The following is a 19742-nucleotide window of genomic DNA, read 5'->3' as shown; positions in this document are numbered from 1 at the left end:
GAGTGTTGGTTTCCATGCCCGAAGTCATCTTCACCGGTCCCGCCGGCCGTCTCGAGGGGCGCTACCAGGCCCCTAAGAAGAAGGGCGCTCCGATCGCGATCGTGCTGCATCCGCACCCGCAATTCGGGGGCACGATGAACAATCAAATCGTGTACAATCTCTTCTACACCTTCGCCAATCGCGGCTTCGCGGCCCTGCGCTTCAACTTCCGCGGCGTCGGCCGCAGCCAGGGCGCGTTCGACCACGGCACGGGCGAGCTGTCCGACGCGGCCTCGGCCCTCGACTGGGTGCAGTCGGTGAACCCGGAAGCCCGCGCCTGCTGGATCGCCGGCGTCTCGTTCGGCTCCTGGATCGGCATGCAGCTGCTGATGCGCCGCCCCGAGATCGAGGGCTTCATCTCGATCGCCGCGATGGCCAACCGTTACGACTTCACCTTCCTGGCGCCCTGCCCGTCCTCGGGCCTGTTCGTGCACGGCTCCGAGGACCGGGTCGCCCCGGCCCGCGAGGTCATGCCGGTGATCGAGAAGGTGAAGACCCAGAAGGGTGTCATCATCGAGCACCAGATGGTGGAGGGCGCGAACCACTTCTTCGACGGCAAGGTCGACGAGCTGACCCAGACCGTCGACACCTACCTCGACAAGCGCCTCGGCCCGAAGCCCGACGTGGCCTAGGGATTGTGCTACTTGAAGTTGATTTAAGGGAGGACTATCCTTCATGGCGCAACCTGAGGAAGCGTCATGAATGATGATTTGGAACGTCGCGGTCCGGAGGATCCGAGCAAGGTAAGCCTTAGCGAGGCCTGGGAGATCCGCTACTGGACGAACCGATTCAACGTTACGGAAGAGCAACTCCGTGCCTGCGTGAGTCGCGTCGGAAACGGAACAGCGAAGGTTGCTCAGTGCCTTGGTAAGAGATGGCCTTAGCGGTCCAGCTGAGTCGTCACAACGAACATCGATCGAGTTGATAAGCGGCGGCGCTCTGCAAAAGGAGCGCCGCCGTTTTTTATCGTAGTTCCGTTCTTACGCCGCTGCGTGCACCACAGGCACCGCCGGGGCTCCCTCCCACTCCGAATGGGCCGGGATCGACTCGCCCTTCATCACGATGGTGAGGGGGCGCAGGCGGGCGTAGTCGCCGACCTTGGTGTCGTAGAGCACCGTCGAGAAGGCGCCGACCGACACGCCCCGGCCGACCTCGACCCGGCCGACCTTCATGATGCGGTCCTCGTAGAGGTGCGTCTGCAGGGCGGAGGTGCGGTTGATGGTGGCGTAGTCGCCGATGGTGACGCAGTCGAACTCGGTGATGTCGGTGGTCAGCATGCAGACGCCCTGCCCGATCTTCACCCCGAGGAGGCGCAGCATCCAGGGCAGGAACGGAGTGCCCACGAGGTGCTCCAGCAGCACCTTGCCGGCCAGGCCCCAGTAGAGCACCGCGACGGCCTCGGTGCGCATGGCCCACCACGACCACATCGGTTGCATGCCGGGCTTGTAGACGCCCATCAGCAGCCACTTCACCGCGATCACCGTGAAGGACTGGATGAAGGCGATGGCGACGGAAACCGCCACGAAGCTGACCGCGAGGCCGGTCCAGTCCTGGGCCAGGATCGCCGGGTAGAAGTAGAAATCGATCGCCGAGATCGCGAGGGTGATGAACAGCATCGGCGAGAACGAGGTCGAGAACGCCTCGAAGATGCCGCGCCGGAGCTTGGGCCCGATGCCGGGCTCGTAGGTCTGGGTGTTCGAGCCGAGGTCGACCCGCTGGCGCGAGGGCAGCTTGATCGGCGGCGAGCCGAACCAGGTGTCGCCCGGCGTCATCAATTCGTTCGCGGGCGGCTTCGACTTGATGCCGATGAGCACGTCCTCGGGGATCACCGCCCCCGGCGGGACCACCGCGTCGTTGCCGACGAAGACGCGCGCGCCGGTATGGACCTCGTGCATCGACATCCAGCCGCGCCGGATCTCCTCCTCGCCGAACACCACCTCGTCGGCGATGAAGTTGCGCGCGCCGATATCCGCGAGGTCGTAGCGCCCGGCGAGGTTGGTGGAGATCTCGGCCCCCTGCCCCATCCGGGCGCCCATCAGGCGGTACCAGGCCCGCATGTAGACGGTGGCGAACAGGGAGGAGAGCGTCTCCAGGGTCACCTCCGCGGCCAGGGCCACGGCCCATTTGCGCAGGTAGAAGCCGCTGTAGATCGAGTGGGTGCCCGAGGAGACGCGGGGCAGCGCCAGCCAGCGGATCGCTGCGATCAGCAGCACCGTGCCCGCCGTCATCAGCATGGCGGTCGGCCAGGTCAGCAGGGGCAGGTACCAGTGATAGTCGATGTCGGTGATGTCCCCGAGGGAGTCGCTGAGCTGGTCGAAGATGTAGAAGGCCGGGAAGATCGGCAGCAGGCCGATGGCGGGGATCGCCGCCAGGAGGAAGGTGTAGAGGGCCGCGAAGGCGAAGCGCCGCCGGGGCGAGGCCGCGGCCGGCGCGGGCAGCGCCTCCGGGTCGGCCTCGCCGACCTTGCGCCCGGGCGAGCCGTCCCAGATCTCGGCCGCCCCCACCCGCGTTCCGGTCGGGATGGTGGTGAGGTCGCCGATCTCGGCATGGTCGCCGAGGACCGTGTCGGGCCCGATGACGCAGGAGGCGCCGATGGCGACGTCGGCGCCGATGCGCACGCGGCCGATGATCAGCGCGTCGCCCACCACCTCCGCGTTGGCGATGACGAGGCGGCCGCCCAGCGAGGCGCCGGGGCCGACGCTGAGGAGGTCCGGCGCACCGATCTCCGCGTCGGAGATCAGCGCGTCCTTGCCGATGTCGGCGCCCAGCAGCCGCAGGTAGAACACGATGGCGGGCGAGCCCTGCAGCCACTTGATGTGGACGAGCGGCGTCAGCCGCTGCGCCAGCCACCAGCGGTAGTAGTAGACGCCCCAGAGGGGATAGCGCCCGGGCCGGGTTCGCCCGAGGATCAGCCACTTGGCCGCCACCGCGATGGCGGCCGTGACGGCGTTGATGCCGATATAGACCAGCAGCAGAACGCCGAGCTCGCCGAAGAACCCGAGCCCGCCGCCGGTGAGCAGCAGGTAGGTCACGAAGATGCCGAGCCACTGCGCCGTGGCCAGCGCGATGACGAAGGGCAGGGCCGCCGCCTGGGCGAGGCCGCAGAGGAAGCGGCGCCGGAGGGACGGCGCCGGGAAGCTGAGATCGCGGATCGCCATCTCGGTGCCGACGCCGCCCGTGCGGGCGATGAGGGTGTCCGCCATGGCCCGAAGGGTGCGCTGGCCGTAGACGTCCTGCAGGGTGATGGCGGCCAGCGCCGGCACCTCACGGACCGCGCCGACGAAGCGGGCGGCCAGCAGCGAGTGGCCGCCGAGATCGGCGAAGAAGTCGCCCTCGAAGGGGATCGCCTGGTTGCCGAAGATGCGGTTGGCCGCGGCGAGCAGCGCGGCCTCGGTCTCGTTGCGCGGCGGCTCCTGCTCGCCCGCGGTGTCGGCCACCGTGAGGGTGGCGATGCGCAGGGCCTTGCGGTCGACCTTGCCCGAGGTCAGGCGCGGCAGCACCGCGACCCCCTCGAAATGCCCCGGCACCATGTAGGGCGGCATCTGCTCGGCCAGGGTCTGGCGCAGGGCGGCCCGGTCGATCTCGGTGCCGCGCTCGGGCACCAGGAAGGCGACGAGGCGGTCGACCCCGTCATCCTGGCGCAGCACCACCGCCGCCTGGTTGATGCCGGGCAGCACCTGGATGCGCGACTCGATCTCGCCGAGCTCCACCCGGAAGCCGCGGATCTTCACCTGGTCGTCGATGCGGCCGTGGAACAGGATGTTGCCGGCGGCATCGAGGGAGACCGCGTCGCCGGAGCGGTACAGGACCGGGTCGGTCCCATCCGAGGCATAGGGGTTGGCGATGAATTTTTCCGCGCTCAGCTCGGGGCGCTTCAGGTAGCCCTTGGCGACGCCGGGACCGCCGATGAGGAGTTCGCCCTGCTGCCCCCGCGCGAGAAGCTCGAGCGCCTCGCCCGCGACATACACCGAGTAATTCGGGATCGGCCCGCCGATGGTCACGGGCACGCCGGGTTGCATCTCCGCCGCGGTGGCCACCACCGTGGCCTCCGTCGGGCCGTAGGTGTTGAAGAGCTTTCGCGCGCCGCTCGCCCAGCGGGCGACCAGGGGCTCGGGCAGGGCCTCGCCGCCGAGCAGCACCAGGCGCACCGTGGGCAGGTCCCGGGAGATCATCGCCAGCAGCGTCGGCACGGTGTCGAGGACGGTGACGCCGGCCCGGGCGATGATGTCCGGCAGGCTCTCGACGTCGCCCATCATGGCCGGTGAGGCCACGAACAGCGTCGCGCCCACGAGGTAGGGCACCCAGATCTCCTCCATGGAGAGATCGAAGGCCACGGAGGCGCCCTGGAACACCACGTCGTCCGGTCGCATCCCGTAGAGGGCGTTCCCCGAGCGCAGGAAGTGGCAGATGTTGGCGTGGCTGATGACGATGCCCTTCGGCACGCCGGTCGAGCCCGAGGTGTAGATGAGGTAGGCCGGGTGTTCCGGCGTCAGGCCCGCCGCGCGCAGGTCCGGGAGCACGGCCTCCGCCGGCGTCGCGGACGCGAGTCCCGCGACCGTCAGGCTCGGCGTGCCGGCGGGGGCCTGCGGTTCCAGGGCGGTCGAGACGAGGAGGGCCTTGGCCTGGGCATCCTCCAGGCAGACCGCGACGCGGTCGGCCGGGGCCTCGGCATCGAAGGGCAGCCAGGCCGCCCCCGACAGGGTGATGCCGATCTGGGCGATCAGCAGGTCGGGGCCCCGTGCCATCCAGAGGCCGACCACGTCGCCGGGGCCGATGCCCCGGTGGGCGAGGCCGCGGGCGATCGCACCGGCCTGGGCCTCGACCTCCGCATAGGTGAAGGCCGGATGGGCGCCGTCGGGACCGGTCCGGGCGCCGTCGACCAGGGCCGGATGATCCGGGCGTGCCGCGGCGCTCGCGCGGAAGATCTCGCCCAGGGTCTCGTCGCGGATGAGGTCGGGGCGGACCGCGCCGCGCAGGACCGCCCGCGGGCCGGCCGCGTCCGTCGACGGACTCGTGTCCTGAGGCCCGCGCGCTGCCGCCCGGGGCCGGGTCGTCTCGGCGAGACTGGTCATCCGTTGCTCCGCTGCCGGCGCCCGATCGATCGGGAACCGTCCTTTTGGCCGGGTAGGCGCCCGGATCGCGCCGAAATCACGGCGCGTCTAGCACGTTTGGGCGGCCGGCTTGAACCGGGGTTGAACGCGCAGGCGAGGCCGGTCAGGCCCAGCGCCAGCCGGCCCGGTCGAGGATGAGGACGCTGCCCTGTCGAATTCCGATGCGGGGCGCGTCGCGGATGCCGAGGTGACCCCGGATCACCAGGATCGCCCGGGCGACGCCGCCATGGGCGACGATCACGGTGGGCCGCGTCAGTCCGGTGATGGCGGGCGTGACCCGCTCCACCAGCATGGCATAGCTCTCGCCGGTGCCGCCGGGCGGACGATAGCCCCAGCGGTCGCGGTCGCGGGCCAGGGCGCCGGCCGGATCCCAGCGCCGGATCTCGGCCCAGGTCGAGCCCTCCCAGGCGCCGAAGCTGATCTCCGCCAGGCGCGGATCGCGGCGATAGCCTTCCGGTTCGAGGGCCAGGGCCGCCCGCAGCGTCTCCATGGTCCGGCGGGTCCGCGTGAGGGGACTGGCGACGAAGTCCATGGCGGCGAGGTCGGCACCGCCGGCCGCCGCGGCGAGACGCTCGGCCACGGCCCCGGCCTGACGCAGGCCCTCGGCGTTCAGGTCGATGTCCCGCTGGCCCTGGAGGCGTCCCTCCGCGTTCCAATCGGTCTGGCCGTGGCGGATGAAGTAGATCGGATTCACGGCCTCACGCCCGCCGTTCGGCGGAACGGCCGAGCCGGGCTATCGTTTTCGCACTCACATCCTGGCCTTGCACATCCTGGCCCTGCATCTCGGCGGCCGCCCCCGTCCGCCGTCCACCGCGGAAGCGAGTCTCATCATGTCGAAGCATCACGGCAAGCATCGCCGGGGCCAGAGTCCGGGAGAAACCGGAGCTTCCGCGTCGCAGCGTGACGTTTCGCACCGCAAGGAGGCCGCCCGCGGCAAGGCGGACAAGAAGGCCGAGGCCCGCCGGGCCGGGCACCGGCCCCCCTCCGCGGCGCACTGGGCCCGCGAGGCCGAGAGCCGGACGACCGCGGCCGGCGAGACCATCGATCCCCGCCTCGCCCCCGCCGCCGGCGGCATCGTCACGGTGCAGCCGGGAAGCCGCTGCGACCTCGAGGCCATCGACGCGAACGCCGATGGCGGCCTCGACAAGGAGGAGGCCAAGGCGGCGCTGGTGACCGAGCGGGCCCGCATCGCCACCCTGCAGGAGCGGCTCTACGCCGAGCACAAGCGCAGCCTGCTCGTGGTGTTCCAGGCCATCGACACGGGCGGCAAGGACGGTACGATCCGGGCGGTGTTCGAGGGGGTCAACCCGCAGGGCTGCCGGGTGTGGTCCTTCAAGGTGCCCAGCGCCGAGGAGAGCGACCACGACTTCCTCTGGCGCTATCACGCCAAGGCGCCAGCGCGCGGCATGATCAACGTGTTCAACCGGAGCCATTACGAGGATGTTCTCGTGGTGCGGGTGAAGGATCTCGTGCCGGAGCCAGTCTGGCGGGCCCGCTACGACCAGATCAATGATTTCGAGCGGATGCTCGCCGCCGCCGGCACCACCGTGCTCAAGTTCTTCCTCCACATCTCGAAGGACGAGCAGAAGGAGCGGCTCGAGGCGCGCATCGCGAACCCGGACAAGCACTGGAAGTTCGATCCGGCCGATCTCGTGGAACGCCGGTCCTGGGACGCCTACCAGGCGGCCTTCGCGGATGCGCTGACCGCGTGCTCGACGTCGCATGCCCCCTGGCACGTGGTCCCGGCCAACCGGAAGTGGTACCGCAACCTCCTCATCGCCCGCACCATCGCCGACACCCTGGAGGCGATGGATCCGCGATTTCCCGAGGCGCAGACGGGCATCTCCGGGATGACCGTTCCGGATTGACCCGGCGCCCCACCGCAATCCATCGTTGCGTTCCGGATCTCGCGAGGCCCGAGCGGTCGATGGGAGCGCGCATGCTGGCTGTTCGCGACGTCGCCGTGTCGGGGTCCCGCTCGCTGCACGCGATCCGCTTCCCGCTGGGGTCCCTCTCGGTTTTCATCGGCGCCAACGGCGTCGGCAAGACCAATCTCTACCGGGCCCTGGAATACCTGCAATCGGCTGCGACGGACACCCTGATCCGAAATCTCGTGGCCGAAGGCAGCCTGGACTCCGTGAGCTGGGCCGGGGCGCGCAAGGTCCACGAGTCCGCTCGGATTCGCTGGAGCGTCGAACTCGCCGACGATGTGAGCGGCCTGGCCTACGATTATGCCGTCGAGGTCGGCTGCAAGCCGCCCGCAGCCGCGGCCGGCTTTCCCCTCGAGCCCGAACTCAAGACCGAGCGGCTTCGCCTGATCTCGGCCCGGCGGCCCGCCACCCTGCTCCACCGCCACGGCCCGGGCGGCTTCCTGCGCGACGGGGAGGGGCGCAAGCGCAGCCTCGGGGGCGACCTGCTGCCGTCCGAGACCGTACTCGGCACCGTTCCGGATGGCGGCGGCTATCCCGACCTGCATCCGGACCTGCTGGCGCCCCTCGCCCGCCTGATCGTGATGGCCTCCGCGCGGACGCAGGTCTGGCTGGTGACCCATTCCGGACGGCTGGCCGACGCCATCCTGGCGGAGGGCGGGACGCGCCCCCACCGGGTGATCCAGCGCGAGGGCGCGACCTGGATCGAGGGCCTGAAGCTGTTCGGTGCCTTCGCCGAGGACGACTGAAGGCCGTCGGTCCCGTCAGTCCTTGTCGAGACTGAGGTCCGGGGCTTCCGGGTTCTTCATGCCGACGACGTGGTAACCGGCATCGACGTGGAGGATCTCGCCGGTCATGCCCTTGCTCATGTCCGAGACGAGGTAGGTGGCGGTCTCGCCGACCTCCTCGATGGTCACGGTGCGCCGCAGGGGGGCGTTGTACTCGTTCCACTTCAGGATGTAGCGGAAGTCACCGATGCCGGAGGCGGCCAGCGTCTTGATCGGGCCCGCCGAGATGGCGTTGACGCGGATCTTCGAGGGGCCGAGATCGGCCGCGAGGTAGCGCACGGAGGCCTCGAGAGCGGCCTTGGCCACGCCCATGACGTTGTAGTGCGGCATCCACTTCTCGGCACCGTAATAGGTCAGCGTGAGCAGCGAGCCGCCGTTCGGCATCAGCTTCTCGGCGCGCTGGGCGATGGCCGTGAACGAGTAGCAGGAGATCAGGAGCGACTTGGTGAAGTTCGCCTCGGAGGTCTCGACGTAGCGGCCCGTCAGCTCGTCCTTGTCCGAGAAGGCGATGCAGTGGACGACGAAGTCGATGCCTTCGGGGAACACCTCGGCGGTGGCGGCGAAGACCGCGTCGATCGAGGCCGGATCGGTGACGTCGCAATGCCCGACCACGTGGGCATCGAGCTCCCGTGCCAGGGGCTCGACGCGCTTCTTGAGGGCGTCGCCCTGGTAGGTGAACGCGAGCTTGGCGCCGTGGGCGGCCGCGCTCTTGGCGATACCCCAGGCGATCGAGCGGTTGTTGGCGACACCGAGCACCAGGCCGCGCTTGCCGGCGAGAAGGCCGCCGACGTGATCGTGAACCGGGTGCGTGTCCGCCATGTGTCACCTGAGCGAGAGCCGTGGCGCGTGCCGTCGGGCCCGTCGGGCGACGGATCGGCGTGTTCGCGCCGGGCATCCTTAGCGGAGGCGCGCCTGGGACGGAAGTCCGGGGCCTGACAGCGCCGGAGCGCCGTCGCGCATCCGGCCGGGGGCGTCGGGATCGGCCTGGTCCGCCGGGTGGTCGCGTCAGCCCGCCTTGGCCGCGCGCCGGGCGCGGGCGAACTCGGTGAGCGCCGGATCCTCGGCGGTGGGCAGCATCACGGCGGTGACCGCCAGGAGGTCGCCCCGGGTCCCGTCCTTCTTCGGCAGGCCCTTGCCCCGCAGACGGAAGGTGCGGCCCGAGCCGGTCATCGGCGGGATTTTCATCTCGACGGCGCCGGTGAGCGTCGGCACCCGGATCGGGCCGCCGAGGATCGCGTCCTCCAGGGACACGTCCACGGTGCCGCGCAGATCCGCGCCGTCCACGCTGAAGCGCGCATGGGGCAGGATGCGGATCGTCAGCAGCGCATCCCCCGGCGCGCCCCGCAGGCCGCCCGGGTTGCCGAGGCCGCGCAGGCGGATGGTCTGGCCGTCGACCACGCCCTTGGGCACCACCACGTCCACGTCGCGCCCGCCCGGCAGGGACAGGCGCAGCTTCTCCTCGCTGGCGACCTGCTCCAGGGTCACGCTGAGCTCGGCCGCCACGTCCTCGCCCTTCACGGGGCCGCGCTGCGGGCCGCCGGGCCCGGCACCGGCCGCCCGGAAGGCGTCGCCGAACAGGTGGGAGAAGATGTCCTCGCCGATGCCGCCGCCCCCGCCGGGGGCGCGGCCGCGCGCGGCGCTCTCGAAGTCGAAGCCTCCACCGCCGCCGCCGCCGCGCCCGCCGCCGAATCCGCCGAAGCCCTCGAAACCCGTCGCGCGCGGCTTGCCGTCCGCGTCGATCTCGCCGCGGTCGAACTGCGCGCGCTTGCCCGCATCACCCAGGATCTCGTACGCGCTGCTGGCCTCCGCGAAGCGGTCCTTGGCCTTGGCGTCGTCCTGGTTGCGGTCGGGATGGTAGGCCTTCGCGAGCTTGCGGTAGGCCTTCTTGATATCGGCTTCGCTGGCGCCCTTGGAGACACCCAGCACATCGTAGGGATTTCGCATCGGTCTTCAGGATTCTCGGTGCCGCCTGGGACCGGGCACGGGCCCGGCTCCTTCGGATTCGTCTGTCATGTGGACGGCCTGTTGCTTCTCTGCAACGGTCTCGCGCGAGAATTCGCTGCGATTGGCGCGGCGTCAACGCTTCTGTTCGCCCTGTGATCCGGACGGACCCGCCGCGGCCTTCCGCGACGACCCTCAGGACGCCGCCTTCGCCGTCCGCACCTTGGTCAGGGTCCAGTCGCCGCCGGAGGGCTTGCAGCCGGTGCCGCGCACGAAGCGGCTGCCCGCCGGCGAGATGACGGAGGCCAGGAAGTCGCGGCAGACGAGGTCGTTGGCGACGTAGGGCAGGCCGGTGGGGTTCACCGAGCCGCGCAGGGTGGTTTCCGGATTGTCCCACTTTACCGGGCGGCCGTTGCCCTGCGGATCGAGGGCGACGGCGAGCGCCGCGTTGGCGCGGCGCCAATCCTCGACGCCCAGATCGTTGCCGAAGCCCAGCGGGCGCTTGTCGATGCTGCCTGTGACCGTCGGCTCGTCCGACAGGGCCGCACTCGCCTTGTCGCCGCGCTTGGCCGCCTCCGCCACGGCGCCGGCCGCCGTCTCCTCCGCCTGGAAGGTGATGATCGGCAGGCCGCAACCGCTCAAGCCGAGCAGCACGCTGAGGCCGATGGCCCGCGTGGCCCGTCGCGGCACGGTCCGCGACCGGCGGCGGACATGAATTTCCGGGACGGCCTGGGCTTTACAGTCGCGCCGACGCATTACACCTGATCTCAAACGACGTGTTGGGCCGAAACGTTCGTGTCCCACGTCGGTGCCCCCGACCCGGATCTCACCACAGGATTACGCCTTGGAACGGTTAAGGATCGATGATCCCGCTTCCCGCAGCGCGAACGGGGACGCCACGGGGGCCGGCGGCGACTTCACCCGCGCCACCGATCCGTGGGCCTTGTTCGCGACCTGGATGGCCGAGGCCGAGGCCTCGGAACCCAATGATCCCAACGCGATGGCGCTGGCCACGGCCGGCGCCGACGGTCTGCCCGACGTGCGCGTGGTGCTGCTGAAGGGCGTCGATGCGCGCGGATTCGTGTTCTACACCAACGTCGATTCCGCCAAGGGCGACGAGCTGCGCGAGAACCCGCAGGCGGCCCTGGTGCTGCATTGGAAGAGCCTGGGGCGTCAGGTCCGCGCTCGTGGCCCCGTGACCCGCGTCACGCCCGAGGAAGCGGATGCCTACTTCGCCAGCCGTGCCCGCAACAGCCGCCTCGGGGCCCATGCGAGCCGCCAGTCGCGTCCCCTGGGTGATCGGGCGACCCTCGAGCGCGAGGTCGAGGCCCTCGCCGAGCGCTACGGGGAGGGCCCGGTGCCGCGTCCGGAGAACTGGACGGGCTTTCGCATCGCACCGGTCTCGATCGAGTTCTGGCAGAACGGCGCGTTCCGCCTGCACGATCGCGTCCGCTTCACCCGCGACGGCGAGACCTCCGACGGCGAGACCTCCGACGGCGGGATTTGGCGCGGGGCGCGCCTCTATCCCTGAGGCGGATCGGCGGACCCTGGCCCTCCGCAGGCCGGCCACTTGGTGCGTCGCGGGATGACCCTGGATTTTAGCCCCCGCGCCCCTTAGACCTGAGCGTGGCGTGGGGGCTTCGCGGCGGCACGGCGGTTCCGCCGGCCGAACGCCTCCCGATCCTGAAGGAACGGTCTTGGCCTCATCCAACGAACGCCGGCGCATCATGCTGCTCACGGGGGCGAGCCGTGGGATCGGCCATGCCACCGTCAAACGGTTCTCGGCCGCCGGTTGGCGGGTGATCACCTGCTCGCGCCATCCCTTTCCGGAGAACTGTCCCTGGGAGATGGGCCCGGAGGATCACCTCCAGGTCGATCTGTCCGATCCCCAGGATACGGTGCGGGGCATCGAGGAGGTGGCCGGGCGCCTCGCTGCCGAGGGTGGCCTCCTGCACGCGCTGGTCAACAATGCCGGCATCTCGCCGAAGGGCCCGCAGGGCGAGCGCCTGGGCGCCATCGCCACCGAGTTCGGCGATTGGCAGCGGGTGTTCCAGGTCAACCTGTTCGCCCCCCTCCTCCTGGCCCGCGGCCTCTGCGAGGAGCTGACCCGGGCCAAGGGCTCCATCGTCAACGTCACGTCGATCGCGGGGTCCCGCGTGCACCCCTTCGCGGGCGCCGCCTACGGCACCTCCAAGGCGGCCCTGGCCGGCCTGACCCGGGAGATGGCGAGCGATTTCGGCCCCCTCGGCGTCCGCGTGAACGCGATCTCGCCGGGCGAGATCGACACCGCGATCCTGTCGCCCGGCACGGACAAGATCGTGGCCGGCATCCCGCAGCGCCGGCTCGGCACGCCCGACGAGGTCGCCAAGGCGATCTACTTCCTGTGCACCGAGGCCTCCTCCTACGTGAACGGCGCCGAACTGCACATCAACGGCGGCCAGCATGTCTGAACGGGGGGCGCGCCGCGCGCTTCTCATCGGGCTGCTGATCGGCGTGTCCCCCGCCTGCGCGGAGCCGTCGGTGACGATCCTCGACCTGCCCTTCCGGGCCCGTGCCCTGCGGGGACCCGGCAGCGAGGTCGCGATCGCGGTGGCGACCTCCGGCCTGCTGCCCCTCGCCCGCTTCCGCAGCGCCGATCCGGCCACGCCCGAGCCCGAGGCGCCGATCGCCGTGGTCTGGGGCGACGCCGGCGGCGCAGCCCTCAGCCTCGTCGACGGACAGGTGACCACCACCCTGCTCGGCGCCGAGGCGGTGGACGGTCTGGCGACCGCCGAGACCCCGCGCGGCGCCCTGCCCGGCTCCCGGCGCGCGGTCTCGGGCCCCTTGAGCGTCCATCTGGCGGATCCCCGGCCGGCCCTGGCCGGCGGCCCCGAGCAGGCCGGCGCCCTCGTGATCCGCGAGCGTCAGCCGGTGGCGATGGGGGGCGACCCGAAGCCGGTGCCGATCGTCACCACCACCCTGTCCGCCGCGCCCGACGCGGCCTTCGCCCTGCGCCGACCGCGGATCGCCCGGCTGGACGGCAAGCCCGTCGTCCTCGCGGTCACGGTCGCGCCCGCGGGCGGGGCCGCCCTTGCCCTGTTCGCCAAGGCGGAGCCCGGTGCGACGGCCTCCGGAGCGGCCTGGACCCTGATGGCCCGCGGTCCGGAACAGGCGGCCGGTTCGGGAGGCCAGCCCCTGAAGCCGGCCGCCATCGCGGATTTCTCCGGCAGCGGCCGACCGCAGATCGCGGCCGTGGCGGCCCCCGACGGCGCCGGCCAGCTGCAGCTCTGGGCCCTGGAGGCCGGCGCCCTGCGCCTGGCCCGGGCGGCACCGGGCTACACCAACGTCTCGCCGGGCGAGGGCGAGGTCGACCTCGCGGCCCTGGTCGAGCCGGAGCGCGAGGGCGCCCCCGAGCTGGCCCTGCCGATCGCCGACCGGAGCGCCGTGGCGATCCTCTCCCTGAAGGAGGGCATCCGCGAGCGATCGCGCGCAGCCCTGCCCGGGCTCGCCGCCTTCGGCCTCGCCAGCCTCGGCCGGGGCCCGGCCACCCGACTCCTCGTCGGCCTCGCCGACGGGCGCATCGCCGTGGTGACGCCATGAGCGCGACCGATCCGGAGGCGGCCGAGTCGCGCCTGTTCCCGACGCGGCCCTTCGTCGGCACCTCGATCGCGGTCCTGCGCGACGACCGGGTGCTCCTCGCCGCCCGGGCCAACGAGCCGATGCGCGGTGTCTGGACCCTTCCCGGCGGCCTCGTCGAGGCGGGCGAGGCTCTCGCCGAGGCGGCCCTGCGCGAATTGCAGGAAGAGGTCGGGCTGTCGGCCGAGGTGGTGGGCGTGCTCAGCCCCACCGAGATCATCCTGCGTGACGCCGAGGACCGCGTGCGCCACCACTACGTCGTCCATCCCCACGCGGCCCTCTGGACCGGCGGCGAGCCCGTGGCCGGCCCGGAAGCCCTGGGCGTGCGCTGGTCCACCCTTGCCGAGCTCGAGACCCTGGCGACGACCCCCGGTCTCGCTGGGACCGTTCGCGAGGCCTTCGCCCGGGCCGCCCGCCGCGCGGAGCCCGCGGCGTGAAGGGTCGTGGTGCGGGGATCGCGGTCCTGTGCGGCCTCGCCGTGCTGATGGCCGTGCCGGAGGCCGGGTTCGCCCAGCAATCCCGCGGCGGCTCGTCCCGGGCTGCACCGAAGCCGGCCGAGAAGGAGAAGGAGCCGCCGCCCCCGCCCGAGCCGCCGCCGGCGCCCTACGACCGCGACCTGCTCCGCCTCTCGGAGGTCATCGGCTCCCTCGCGTTCCTGCGCGACCTCTGCGCCGCGCCCGATGCCGCCGAGTGGCCGGCCCGGATGAAGGCCCTGATGGAGGCCGAGGGCGTCACCCCCAGCCGGCGCGACCGTCTCGCCGGCGCCTACAATCGCGGCTATCGCGGCTACAGCCTGACCTACCGGGTCTGTACCCCCGCCGCGAACGAGGCGGCCGCCCGCTACGTGGCCGAGGGCGAGCGCCTGTCGCACGCCCTGGCGAGCCGGTTCGGCGGGTAGTGATGCCGGTTGGCCACAGCGTCCGGGCCGCAGGCGAAAACGGAGAATTTGAGCGCCCGCGTTAACCGCTTCGCAATTCCTGGCTTTGCGAACTCCACCGATCGCCCTATCCTCGTGGTTACTCGCCGGGTCGTTCACCGGCGCAAACGATGATGTGGCCCATGCACATGGATACGGTCTCCGCGCCCTTCGAGGCGGATCTCGACGACAAGCGCGTCGCCCTGAGCTACGTCTCGGAAGCGTTCGCCGAAGGCTGTCTCGACGGGCTCGACGGCGACTGCATGGCTCAGGCCGCCCTGTTCGCGGCCTTCCAGGAACTCGTCACGACCTATGGCGAGGAAGCCACTGCCCGCTACGCCGAGGGCTTTCCGGACCGTATCCGCGGCGGCGCCTTCACCACCAGCCCGCAGCATTAACGAAGCCCAAGCCTTAACGAGGCCAAAACCTTAACGAAGTCGATGTCGGAGCGCCGCGGCGCTCCACCGGCGCGAAGAACCGAAGGGCAGGCGCCGGGCGCCTGCCCTTTTTGCTGCGTCGGCCTCAGGCCGGACGCAGAGCCTCTTCGAACAGCACCGCCTCGCCGCGGGACGGCGCGGTCAGAGCCCCCTCCCACATCACGCCGTGGCCGCGCACCAGGGTGCCCACCGGCCAGCCCGTCACGGTGACGCCGTCATAGGGCGTCCAGCCGCATTTCGAGGCGATCCAGTCGTTGCGGATGGTCTCCCGACGCTTGAGGTCCACCACCGTCACGTCGGCGTCGTAGCCGACGGCGAGCCGCCCTTTCCGGGCGATGCCGAACAGCCGCTTCGGGCCGGCGCTGGTGAGGTCGACGAACCGGGCCAGGGACAGCCGTCCGGCGGCGACATGGTCGAGCATGATCGGCACCAGGGTCTGCACTCCGGTCATGCCCGAGGGCGAATCCGGATAGGGCTTGGCCTTCTCCTCCAGCAGGTGCGGTGCGTGGTCGGAGCCGAGGATGTCCGCGACGCCCTGGGACAGGCCGCGCCAGATGCCGTCGCGATGGTCGGCCCCGCGCACCGGCGGGTTCATCTGCACCAGGGTGCCGAGGCGGGCATAGGCCTCGTCGCCGTCGAGGGTGAGGTGATGGGGTGTCACCTCGCAGGTCGCCACGTCCTTCGCTCCGGCGAGATACGCCATCTCCTCCTTGGTCGAGATGTGCAGGATGTGGATGCGCGCGCCGGTGGCCCGGGCGATGCGCACGAGGCGCTGCGTCGCCGTCAGGGCTGCCTCGGGTGAGCGCCAGACCGGGTGCGAGGACGGATCGCCGGGGATGCGCCGGTCCTTCTGCGCCCGCAGCATCGGCTCGTCCTCGGCGTGGAAGGCGGCGCGCCGGCGGGTCCGCTTCAGGATCTCGGTGACGCCGGCATCGTCCTCGACCAGCAGCGAGCCCGTCGAGGAGCCGACGAACACCTTGATGCCGGCGGCCCCAGGCAGGCGCTCGAGCTCGGGAACGAGGTGCGCGTTCTCGTGGGTGCCGCCGACCCAGAACGCGAAGTCGCAATGCATCCGATGATGGGCCCGGGCGACCTTGTCGGCCAGGGCCTCGGCGCTGGTGGTGAGCGGGTTGGTGTTCGGCATCTCGAACACCGTGGTCACGCCGCCCATGACGGCCGCGCGCGAGCCTGATTCGAGGTCTTCCTTGTGGTCGAGTCCCGGCTCGCGGAAATGCACCTGGCTGTCGATGACGCCGGGCAGCAGGTGCAGGCCGGTGCAGTCGCGCCGCTCGGCGGCCTCGGTCGCCGCGAGGTCGCCGATCGCCGCGATGCGGCCGGCGCGGATGCCGAGGTCGGCGCGGTGCGCGCCGTCCTGGTTCACCACGGTGCCGCCGGTGAGGAGGAGGTCGAAGGGCTGGTCCATTCCGAATCTCCTGGGGCCGTGCGCGGTCCGGACGCACATTGAGACGGGGTCGCGGGCGGCTTATGTCAGGCCCGGACGGGGCGCAATGCCGCCGCCGCCTGTGTTAAGGAGTCGCCATGCCGATCGCCCTGCTGCCGGACCGCGCCGTCGTCACCGTCTCGGGCGAGGATGCGACGAGCTTCCTGCAGGGCGTGTTGACCTGCAACGTCGAGACCCTGGAGCCCGGCGAGGCCCGCCTCGGTGCGCTGCTCACGCCGCAGGGCAAGATCCTGTTCGACTTTCTCGTCGGCCGCACCCCGGAGGGCTTCGAGCTCGACGCCGCCGCCGAGCGTGCGCCTGACCTCGCCAAGCGCCTCGGGCTCTACCGCCTGCGCGCCAAGGTGACGATCGCTCTCGCGCCGACCCTCGGCGTGGCCGCCGCCTGGGACGGGGCCGAGACCGCCGCCGCGGTGACCCGCCGGCGCGACGGCCGCCTCGGGGCGCTGGGCGAGCGCCTGACTTTCGCCCTCGGCGCCTTCTCGGCGGATGCGACCGAGGCCGATTACCACGCCCACCGCATCGCCTTCGGCATTCCGGAGGGCGGGCGCGACTTTCCCTGGTCGGACGCCTTCCCGCACGAGGCCCTGATGGACCAGATCGGCGGCGTCGACTTCCGCAAGGGCTGCTATGTCGGCCAGGAGGTGGTCTCGCGCATGCAGCATCGCGGGACGGCCCGGACCCGGATCGTCCCGCTGGTCGCGGTCTCGGACGAAGCACTCCAGACCGGGGCCGAGATCACCGCCGGACAGCGCGCACTCGGCACCGTCGGCAGCGTCGCGGGCGGGCGGGCTCTCGGTCTCCTCCGCCTCGACCGCCTCGCCGACGCCCTGGCGGCCGGCGAGCCCCTGCGGGCGGGCACGGTTCCGGTCGGCGTCGAGAAGCCGGCCTTCGCCACGTTTCCGTTCCCCGAGACGGCACCGGCCGGCTGAGCGCAGCGCGACATCGACGGCGCCGCCGCGCCCGGCTAAACCCTCGGCGATGCTGACCGACGCCTCCGGCCTGATCCCCCATCCCGACGGCTGCACCCGCTGCTGGTGGGCCGGGCTGGACCCCGTCTACGTCGCCTATCACGACACCGAATGGGGCGTTCCGGAGCGGGACGGCCGTGCCCTCTACGAGAAGCTGATCCTCGACGGTTTCCAGGCCGGCCTGTCCTGGATCACCATCCTGCGCCGGCGCGAGGGCTTCCGTCGCGCCTTCGCGGGCTTCGACCCGGAGGCGATCGCACGCTTCACCGAGGCCGATGTGGCGCGGCTGATGCAGGATACCGGCATCATCCGGAACCGGGCCAAGATCGTCGGCACGATCGCGGGCGCCCGGGCCTACCTCGCCATCGAGGCGCGCGGGACGGGCTTCGCGGCCTTCCTCTGGGACTTCGTCGACGGCGCGCCGATCCAGGGGACGGCGCGGGATCGGGCGGGCATCGCCACCGAAACCGACATCTCGCGAAAGCTGTCCAAGGCCCTGAAGGCGGAGGGCTTTGCGTTCTGCGGCCCGACCATCGTCCACGCGTTCATGCAGGCGGTCGGCCTCGTCAACGATCACCTCGTCGGCTGCCACCGGCACGGGCCCTGCGCCGCCCTCGGGGGGCGGATCCATCAAGATGAAGATAAGGTCGTCGGGGGCCCGGCATGAGCGGCGCGCCCGGCCGCGCCTGGCAGCGGATGCTGTCGGGGCGCCGCCTCGACCTCCTCGACCCGGCCCCCCGCGACATCGAGATCGCCGACATCGCCCATGGGCTCGCCCGCGTCGCCCGCTGGAACGGGCAGACGGCCGGGCCGCACGTCTTCTCCGTGGCCCAGCACGCTCTGCTGGTGGAGGCCATCGGCCGCGGGGAGGCGCCGGGCCTCGGCGCCGGCGACGGCCTCGAGCTGCTGCTGCACGATGCCCCCGAATACGTCATCGGCGACATCATCTCGCCCTTCAAGGCGGCGATCGGCGATTCCTACAAGGCGGTGGAGCGACGGCTCCTCGCTGCCATCCGCGAGCGCTTCGGGCTTCCCGAACCGGGCGCGGCGCTGTCCGCCCTGGTCAAGCGGGCCGACGGCGTCGCCGCCTATCACGAGGCGACGCGTCTGGCCGGATTCTCCGGCTCGGAGGCCGATGCGATCTTCGGCGCCTGCGCGCCCCTCGGTCCCGAGGCCGAGGCGCTGCTGGTCCCCTGGCCCACCGACGTGGTGCAGGCCCGCTTCCTCGCGCGTTTTCACGTCCTCGCCCCTGTCCCTGTCCGCGCGCCCCCGGAGCCCGCCTGATGCCGCATCTCGAGGTCTGCCCCCTGTCGCGGCTTCCCGACACGCTCGACGGGTCCGGCGCGACCCATCTGATGACCCTGATGAAGGTCGGCACCGCGATCGCCCGACCGGCGGGCATCCCGGAGGGACGCCACTGCGTCGTGGAGGTCAGCGACATCGTCGCGCCGATGGAGGGGCACGTCACGCCGGGCGAGGCCCACATCGCGCAGATCCTCGACTTCGCGAGAGCCTGGGACCGGACCCAGCCCCTGCTGATCCACTGCTATGCGGGGATCAGCCGCTCGACGGCGGCGGCCTACATCGTCGCCTGCGCCCTGGCCCCGGACCGCGACGAGGCCGAGATCGCCCGGGCGCTTCGCGCGGCCGCCCCGTCGGCAACGCCCAACGCCCTGTTCGTGGCCCTCGCCGACCGCATGCTGGGCCGCGAAGGCCGCATGGTCGCGGCGATCGCGGAGATCGGTCGTGGCGCGGAGGCCTTCGAGGGGGCGCCGTTTCGGCTGGACTTCAGCGCCGGCCTCCAAGTCGTCGCGTAAGCTCTTCCAGGACAAACCGATCCGGCTTCGGGCCTGCTGCCCGTCGTCGCCCTGAAACCGGGCTGTCGAGGTGTGGCGCAAACGCCGCCCCGGACGACGAAACGACGATCCACCGGCCGGATCGGGTTGTCGGCTTCCGGGCTCGCGGCTTAGACCGTCAGAATCACGGGGTAGTTTAGAATGAGTGTCACGCGACCCGCCGTTGCGTCGACGTCCGGTACGGACGAGCCGAGCCTCGACCTGCCCTTCGAGAAGGCGTTGGAGCAACTCGAGGACATCGTGCGCCGCCTGGAGAAGGGGGATGTCCCCCTCGACGAGTCGGTGGCGATCTACGAGCGCGGCGAGGCGCTGAAGCGTCACTGCGAAGGGCTGCTGCAGAAGGCCGAGGCACGCATCCAGAAGATCACCCTGGGTGCCGACGGCAAGGCGGCGGGCGTCGCGCCCCTCGACGTTGACTAGGGAGCGGTTCCGCTTCCAATTGAAATTCTTCATTGGCGCCAAGTCATTGCGCGCATGTTTTCCCTCCGGGCGTGAGGTTGGTTCGGTGTCACGGCAAGAAACCTCGCAAGGCAAGACCTCGCACGACGAGCGCGCGCAAGCGGCATCGGAGACCGTCTCGGAGGCGACGGCGATCCTGGACGGCCTGGCGGAGCCTTCGGCGCTGCGTCTGTTGCCGGAGAGCGCGCTGCAGGCGGTGGCGGATGCGGTGCGCACCGAGAT

General features: G+C 71.2%; 21 protein-coding genes and 2 pseudogenes. 16 read left to right on the top strand and 7 right to left on the bottom strand.

Annotated elements, in window-relative coordinates; translation table 11 throughout:
• Positions 1-14: 14 nt before the first annotated feature.
• Positions 15-671 carry an alpha/beta hydrolase gene (locus tag AC0IY1_RS23595; protein ID WP_055954131.1) on the top strand — a complete coding sequence of 219 codons (657 nt, stop codon included), beginning with the start codon at positions 15-17 and terminating at the stop codon, positions 669-671.
• Positions 672-737: 66 nt separating this feature from the next.
• Complete coding sequence (locus AC0IY1_RS23590) at positions 738-923, top strand: DUF3606 domain-containing protein (RefSeq protein WP_471772874.1); 186 nt, start codon at positions 738-740, stop codon at positions 921-923.
• 96 nt (positions 924-1019) lie between these two features.
• Here the strand turns inward: AC0IY1_RS23590 and AC0IY1_RS23585 are convergent.
• From AC0IY1_RS23585 to AC0IY1_RS23575, 3 genes and pseudogenes are all read right to left on the bottom strand, one after another.
• Positions 1020-3122 (bottom strand): annotated as a pseudogene (locus tag AC0IY1_RS23585) (Pls/PosA family non-ribosomal peptide synthetase); the annotation flags it as partial.
• Between the two features lie 117 nt (positions 3123-3239).
• Positions 3240-5111, bottom strand: a pseudogene (locus AC0IY1_RS23580) (amino acid adenylation domain-containing protein); the annotation flags it as partial.
• Positions 5112-5253: 142 nt separating this feature from the next.
• Positions 5254-5844: a histidine phosphatase family protein gene (locus AC0IY1_RS23575; protein ID WP_471772871.1), complete on the bottom strand. Its 591-nt coding sequence runs from the start codon at positions 5842-5844 to the stop codon at positions 5254-5256.
• Between the two features lie 136 nt (positions 5845-5980).
• Here AC0IY1_RS23575 and AC0IY1_RS23570 point away from each other — a divergent pair, with 136 nt between their 5' ends.
• Both AC0IY1_RS23570 and AC0IY1_RS23565 read left to right on the top strand, forming a co-directional pair.
• The gene (locus AC0IY1_RS23570) at positions 5981-7018 is read left to right on the top strand and encodes a polyphosphate kinase 2 family protein (RefSeq protein ID WP_471772868.1); all 1038 of its coding nucleotides are present in this window, start codon (positions 5981-5983) and stop codon (positions 7016-7018) included.
• A 71-nt stretch (positions 7019-7089) separates the two neighbouring features.
• On the top strand, positions 7090-7827 hold the full coding sequence (locus AC0IY1_RS23565; RefSeq protein ID WP_471772866.1) for an AAA family ATPase: 738 nt from the start codon (positions 7090-7092) through the stop codon (positions 7825-7827).
• 15 nt (positions 7828-7842) lie between these two features.
• Here AC0IY1_RS23565 and fabI read toward each other — a convergent pair whose 3' ends face one another.
• From fabI to AC0IY1_RS23550, 3 genes are all read right to left on the bottom strand, one after another.
• Entirely contained in the window at positions 7843-8685 is an 843-nt protein-coding gene (fabI, locus tag AC0IY1_RS23560; protein WP_055954111.1) for an enoyl-ACP reductase FabI, read from the bottom strand.
• A 186-nt stretch (positions 8686-8871) separates the two neighbouring features.
• A complete protein-coding gene (locus AC0IY1_RS23555) occupies positions 8872-9810 on the bottom strand; it encodes a DnaJ C-terminal domain-containing protein (protein ID WP_471772863.1) in 939 nt (312 codons plus the stop codon).
• 192 nt (positions 9811-10002) lie between these two features.
• A complete protein-coding gene (locus AC0IY1_RS23550; RefSeq protein WP_471772860.1) occupies positions 10003-10563 on the bottom strand; it encodes an RT0821/Lpp0805 family surface protein in 561 nt (186 codons plus the stop codon).
• 88 nt (positions 10564-10651) lie between these two features.
• Here AC0IY1_RS23550 and pdxH point away from each other — a divergent pair, with 88 nt between their 5' ends.
• The 6 genes from pdxH (at position 10652) to AC0IY1_RS23520 (ending at position 14736) form a co-directional block, all read left to right on the top strand.
• Complete coding sequence (pdxH, locus tag AC0IY1_RS23545) at positions 10652-11338, top strand: pyridoxamine 5'-phosphate oxidase (protein ID WP_471772858.1); 687 nt, start codon at positions 10652-10654, stop codon at positions 11336-11338.
• A 196-nt stretch (positions 11339-11534) separates the two neighbouring features.
• A complete protein-coding gene (locus AC0IY1_RS23540; RefSeq protein WP_055954102.1) occupies positions 11535-12257 on the top strand; it encodes an SDR family NAD(P)-dependent oxidoreductase in 723 nt (240 codons plus the stop codon).
• Complete coding sequence (locus tag AC0IY1_RS23535; protein ID WP_471772856.1) at positions 12250-13386, top strand: hypothetical protein; 1137 nt, start codon at positions 12250-12252, stop codon at positions 13384-13386. The genes AC0IY1_RS23540 and AC0IY1_RS23535 overlap by 8 nt, the downstream gene beginning before the upstream one ends.
• Entirely contained in the window at positions 13383-13859 is a 477-nt protein-coding gene (locus AC0IY1_RS23530; RefSeq protein ID WP_471772854.1) for an NUDIX hydrolase, read from the top strand. Before AC0IY1_RS23535 ends, AC0IY1_RS23530 begins: the two co-directional genes overlap by 4 nt.
• Positions 13860-13906: 47 nt before the next feature.
• Positions 13907-14320 (top strand): TIGR02301 family protein, encoded by a 414-nt coding sequence (locus tag AC0IY1_RS23525; protein WP_103712197.1) that lies wholly within the window; start codon positions 13907-13909, stop codon positions 14318-14320.
• Between the two features lie 161 nt (positions 14321-14481).
• Complete coding sequence (locus AC0IY1_RS23520) at positions 14482-14736, top strand: hypothetical protein (protein ID WP_055954093.1); 255 nt, start codon at positions 14482-14484, stop codon at positions 14734-14736.
• Between the two features lie 124 nt (positions 14737-14860).
• Here AC0IY1_RS23520 and AC0IY1_RS23515 read toward each other — a convergent pair whose 3' ends face one another.
• Entirely contained in the window at positions 14861-16198 is a 1338-nt protein-coding gene (locus AC0IY1_RS23515) for a dihydroorotase (RefSeq protein WP_471772851.1), read from the bottom strand.
• A 116-nt stretch (positions 16199-16314) separates the two neighbouring features.
• Between AC0IY1_RS23515 and ygfZ the strand changes: the two genes are divergently transcribed.
• The 6 genes from ygfZ to AC0IY1_RS23485 all read left to right on the top strand — a co-directional run.
• Positions 16315-17166: a CAF17-like 4Fe-4S cluster assembly/insertion protein YgfZ gene (ygfZ, locus tag AC0IY1_RS23510; RefSeq protein ID WP_471772848.1), complete on the top strand. Its 852-nt coding sequence runs from the start codon at positions 16315-16317 to the stop codon at positions 17164-17166.
• 49 nt (positions 17167-17215) lie between these two features.
• On the top strand, positions 17216-17872 hold the full coding sequence (locus AC0IY1_RS23505) for a DNA-3-methyladenine glycosylase I (RefSeq protein WP_471772846.1): 657 nt from the start codon (positions 17216-17218) through the stop codon (positions 17870-17872).
• The gene (locus AC0IY1_RS23500; RefSeq protein WP_471772844.1) at positions 17869-18489 is read left to right on the top strand and encodes an HD domain-containing protein; all 621 of its coding nucleotides are present in this window, start codon (positions 17869-17871) and stop codon (positions 18487-18489) included. Before AC0IY1_RS23505 ends, AC0IY1_RS23500 begins: the two co-directional genes overlap by 4 nt.
• Positions 18489-19022 carry a tyrosine phosphatase family protein gene (locus AC0IY1_RS23495; protein WP_471772841.1) on the top strand — a complete coding sequence of 178 codons (534 nt, stop codon included), beginning with the start codon at positions 18489-18491 and terminating at the stop codon, positions 19020-19022. The genes AC0IY1_RS23500 and AC0IY1_RS23495 overlap by 1 nt, the downstream gene beginning before the upstream one ends.
• A 180-nt stretch (positions 19023-19202) precedes the next feature.
• On the top strand, positions 19203-19481 hold the full coding sequence (locus AC0IY1_RS23490) for an exodeoxyribonuclease VII small subunit (protein WP_103712171.1): 279 nt from the start codon (positions 19203-19205) through the stop codon (positions 19479-19481).
• Positions 19482-19500: 19 nt separating this feature from the next.
• A partial coding sequence (locus tag AC0IY1_RS23485) for a hypothetical protein (RefSeq protein WP_471772838.1) occupies positions 19501-19742 on the top strand: 242 nt, incomplete at its 3' end.

This window comes from Methylobacterium sp. AC690, from assembly GCF_979256535.1.
Note: the sequence above shows the minus strand (reverse complement) of the source record. Positions and strands in the feature narration are given on the sequence as shown.

Coding starts and splice junctions, on each gene's coding strand:
- AC0IY1_RS23595 (WP_055954131.1), top strand. CDS start 15: ATGCCCGAAGTCATCTTCACCGGTCCCGCCGGCCGTCTCGAGGGGCGC.
- AC0IY1_RS23590 (WP_471772874.1), top strand. CDS start 738: ATGAATGATGATTTGGAACGTCGCGGTCCGGAGGATCCGAGCAAGGTA.
- AC0IY1_RS23570 (WP_471772868.1), top strand. CDS start 5,981: ATGTCGAAGCATCACGGCAAGCATCGCCGGGGCCAGAGTCCGGGAGAA.
- AC0IY1_RS23565 (WP_471772866.1), top strand. CDS start 7,090: ATGCTGGCTGTTCGCGACGTCGCCGTGTCGGGGTCCCGCTCGCTGCAC.
- fabI (WP_055954111.1), bottom strand. CDS start 8,685: ATGGCGGACACGCACCCGGTTCACGATCACGTCGGCGGCCTTCTCGCC.
- AC0IY1_RS23555 (WP_471772863.1), bottom strand. CDS start 9,810: ATGCGAAATCCCTACGATGTGCTGGGTGTCTCCAAGGGCGCCAGCGAA.
- AC0IY1_RS23550 (WP_471772860.1), bottom strand. CDS start 10,563: ATGCGTCGGCGCGACTGTAAAGCCCAGGCCGTCCCGGAAATTCATGTC.
- AC0IY1_RS23540 (WP_055954102.1), top strand. CDS start 11,535: ATGCTGCTCACGGGGGCGAGCCGTGGGATCGGCCATGCCACCGTCAAA.
- AC0IY1_RS23535 (WP_471772856.1), top strand. CDS start 12,250: ATGTCTGAACGGGGGGCGCGCCGCGCGCTTCTCATCGGGCTGCTGATC.
- AC0IY1_RS23530 (WP_471772854.1), top strand. CDS start 13,383: ATGAGCGCGACCGATCCGGAGGCGGCCGAGTCGCGCCTGTTCCCGACG.
- AC0IY1_RS23525 (WP_103712197.1), top strand. CDS start 13,907: ATGGCCGTGCCGGAGGCCGGGTTCGCCCAGCAATCCCGCGGCGGCTCG.
- AC0IY1_RS23520 (WP_055954093.1), top strand. CDS start 14,482: ATGCACATGGATACGGTCTCCGCGCCCTTCGAGGCGGATCTCGACGAC.
- AC0IY1_RS23515 (WP_471772851.1), bottom strand. CDS start 16,198: ATGGACCAGCCCTTCGACCTCCTCCTCACCGGCGGCACCGTGGTGAAC.
- ygfZ (WP_471772848.1), top strand. CDS start 16,315: ATGCCGATCGCCCTGCTGCCGGACCGCGCCGTCGTCACCGTCTCGGGC.
- AC0IY1_RS23505 (WP_471772846.1), top strand. CDS start 17,216: ATGCTGACCGACGCCTCCGGCCTGATCCCCCATCCCGACGGCTGCACC.
- AC0IY1_RS23500 (WP_471772844.1), top strand. CDS start 17,869: ATGAGCGGCGCGCCCGGCCGCGCCTGGCAGCGGATGCTGTCGGGGCGC.
- AC0IY1_RS23495 (WP_471772841.1), top strand. CDS start 18,489: ATGCCGCATCTCGAGGTCTGCCCCCTGTCGCGGCTTCCCGACACGCTC.
- AC0IY1_RS23490 (WP_103712171.1), top strand. CDS start 19,203: ATGAGTGTCACGCGACCCGCCGTTGCGTCGACGTCCGGTACGGACGAG.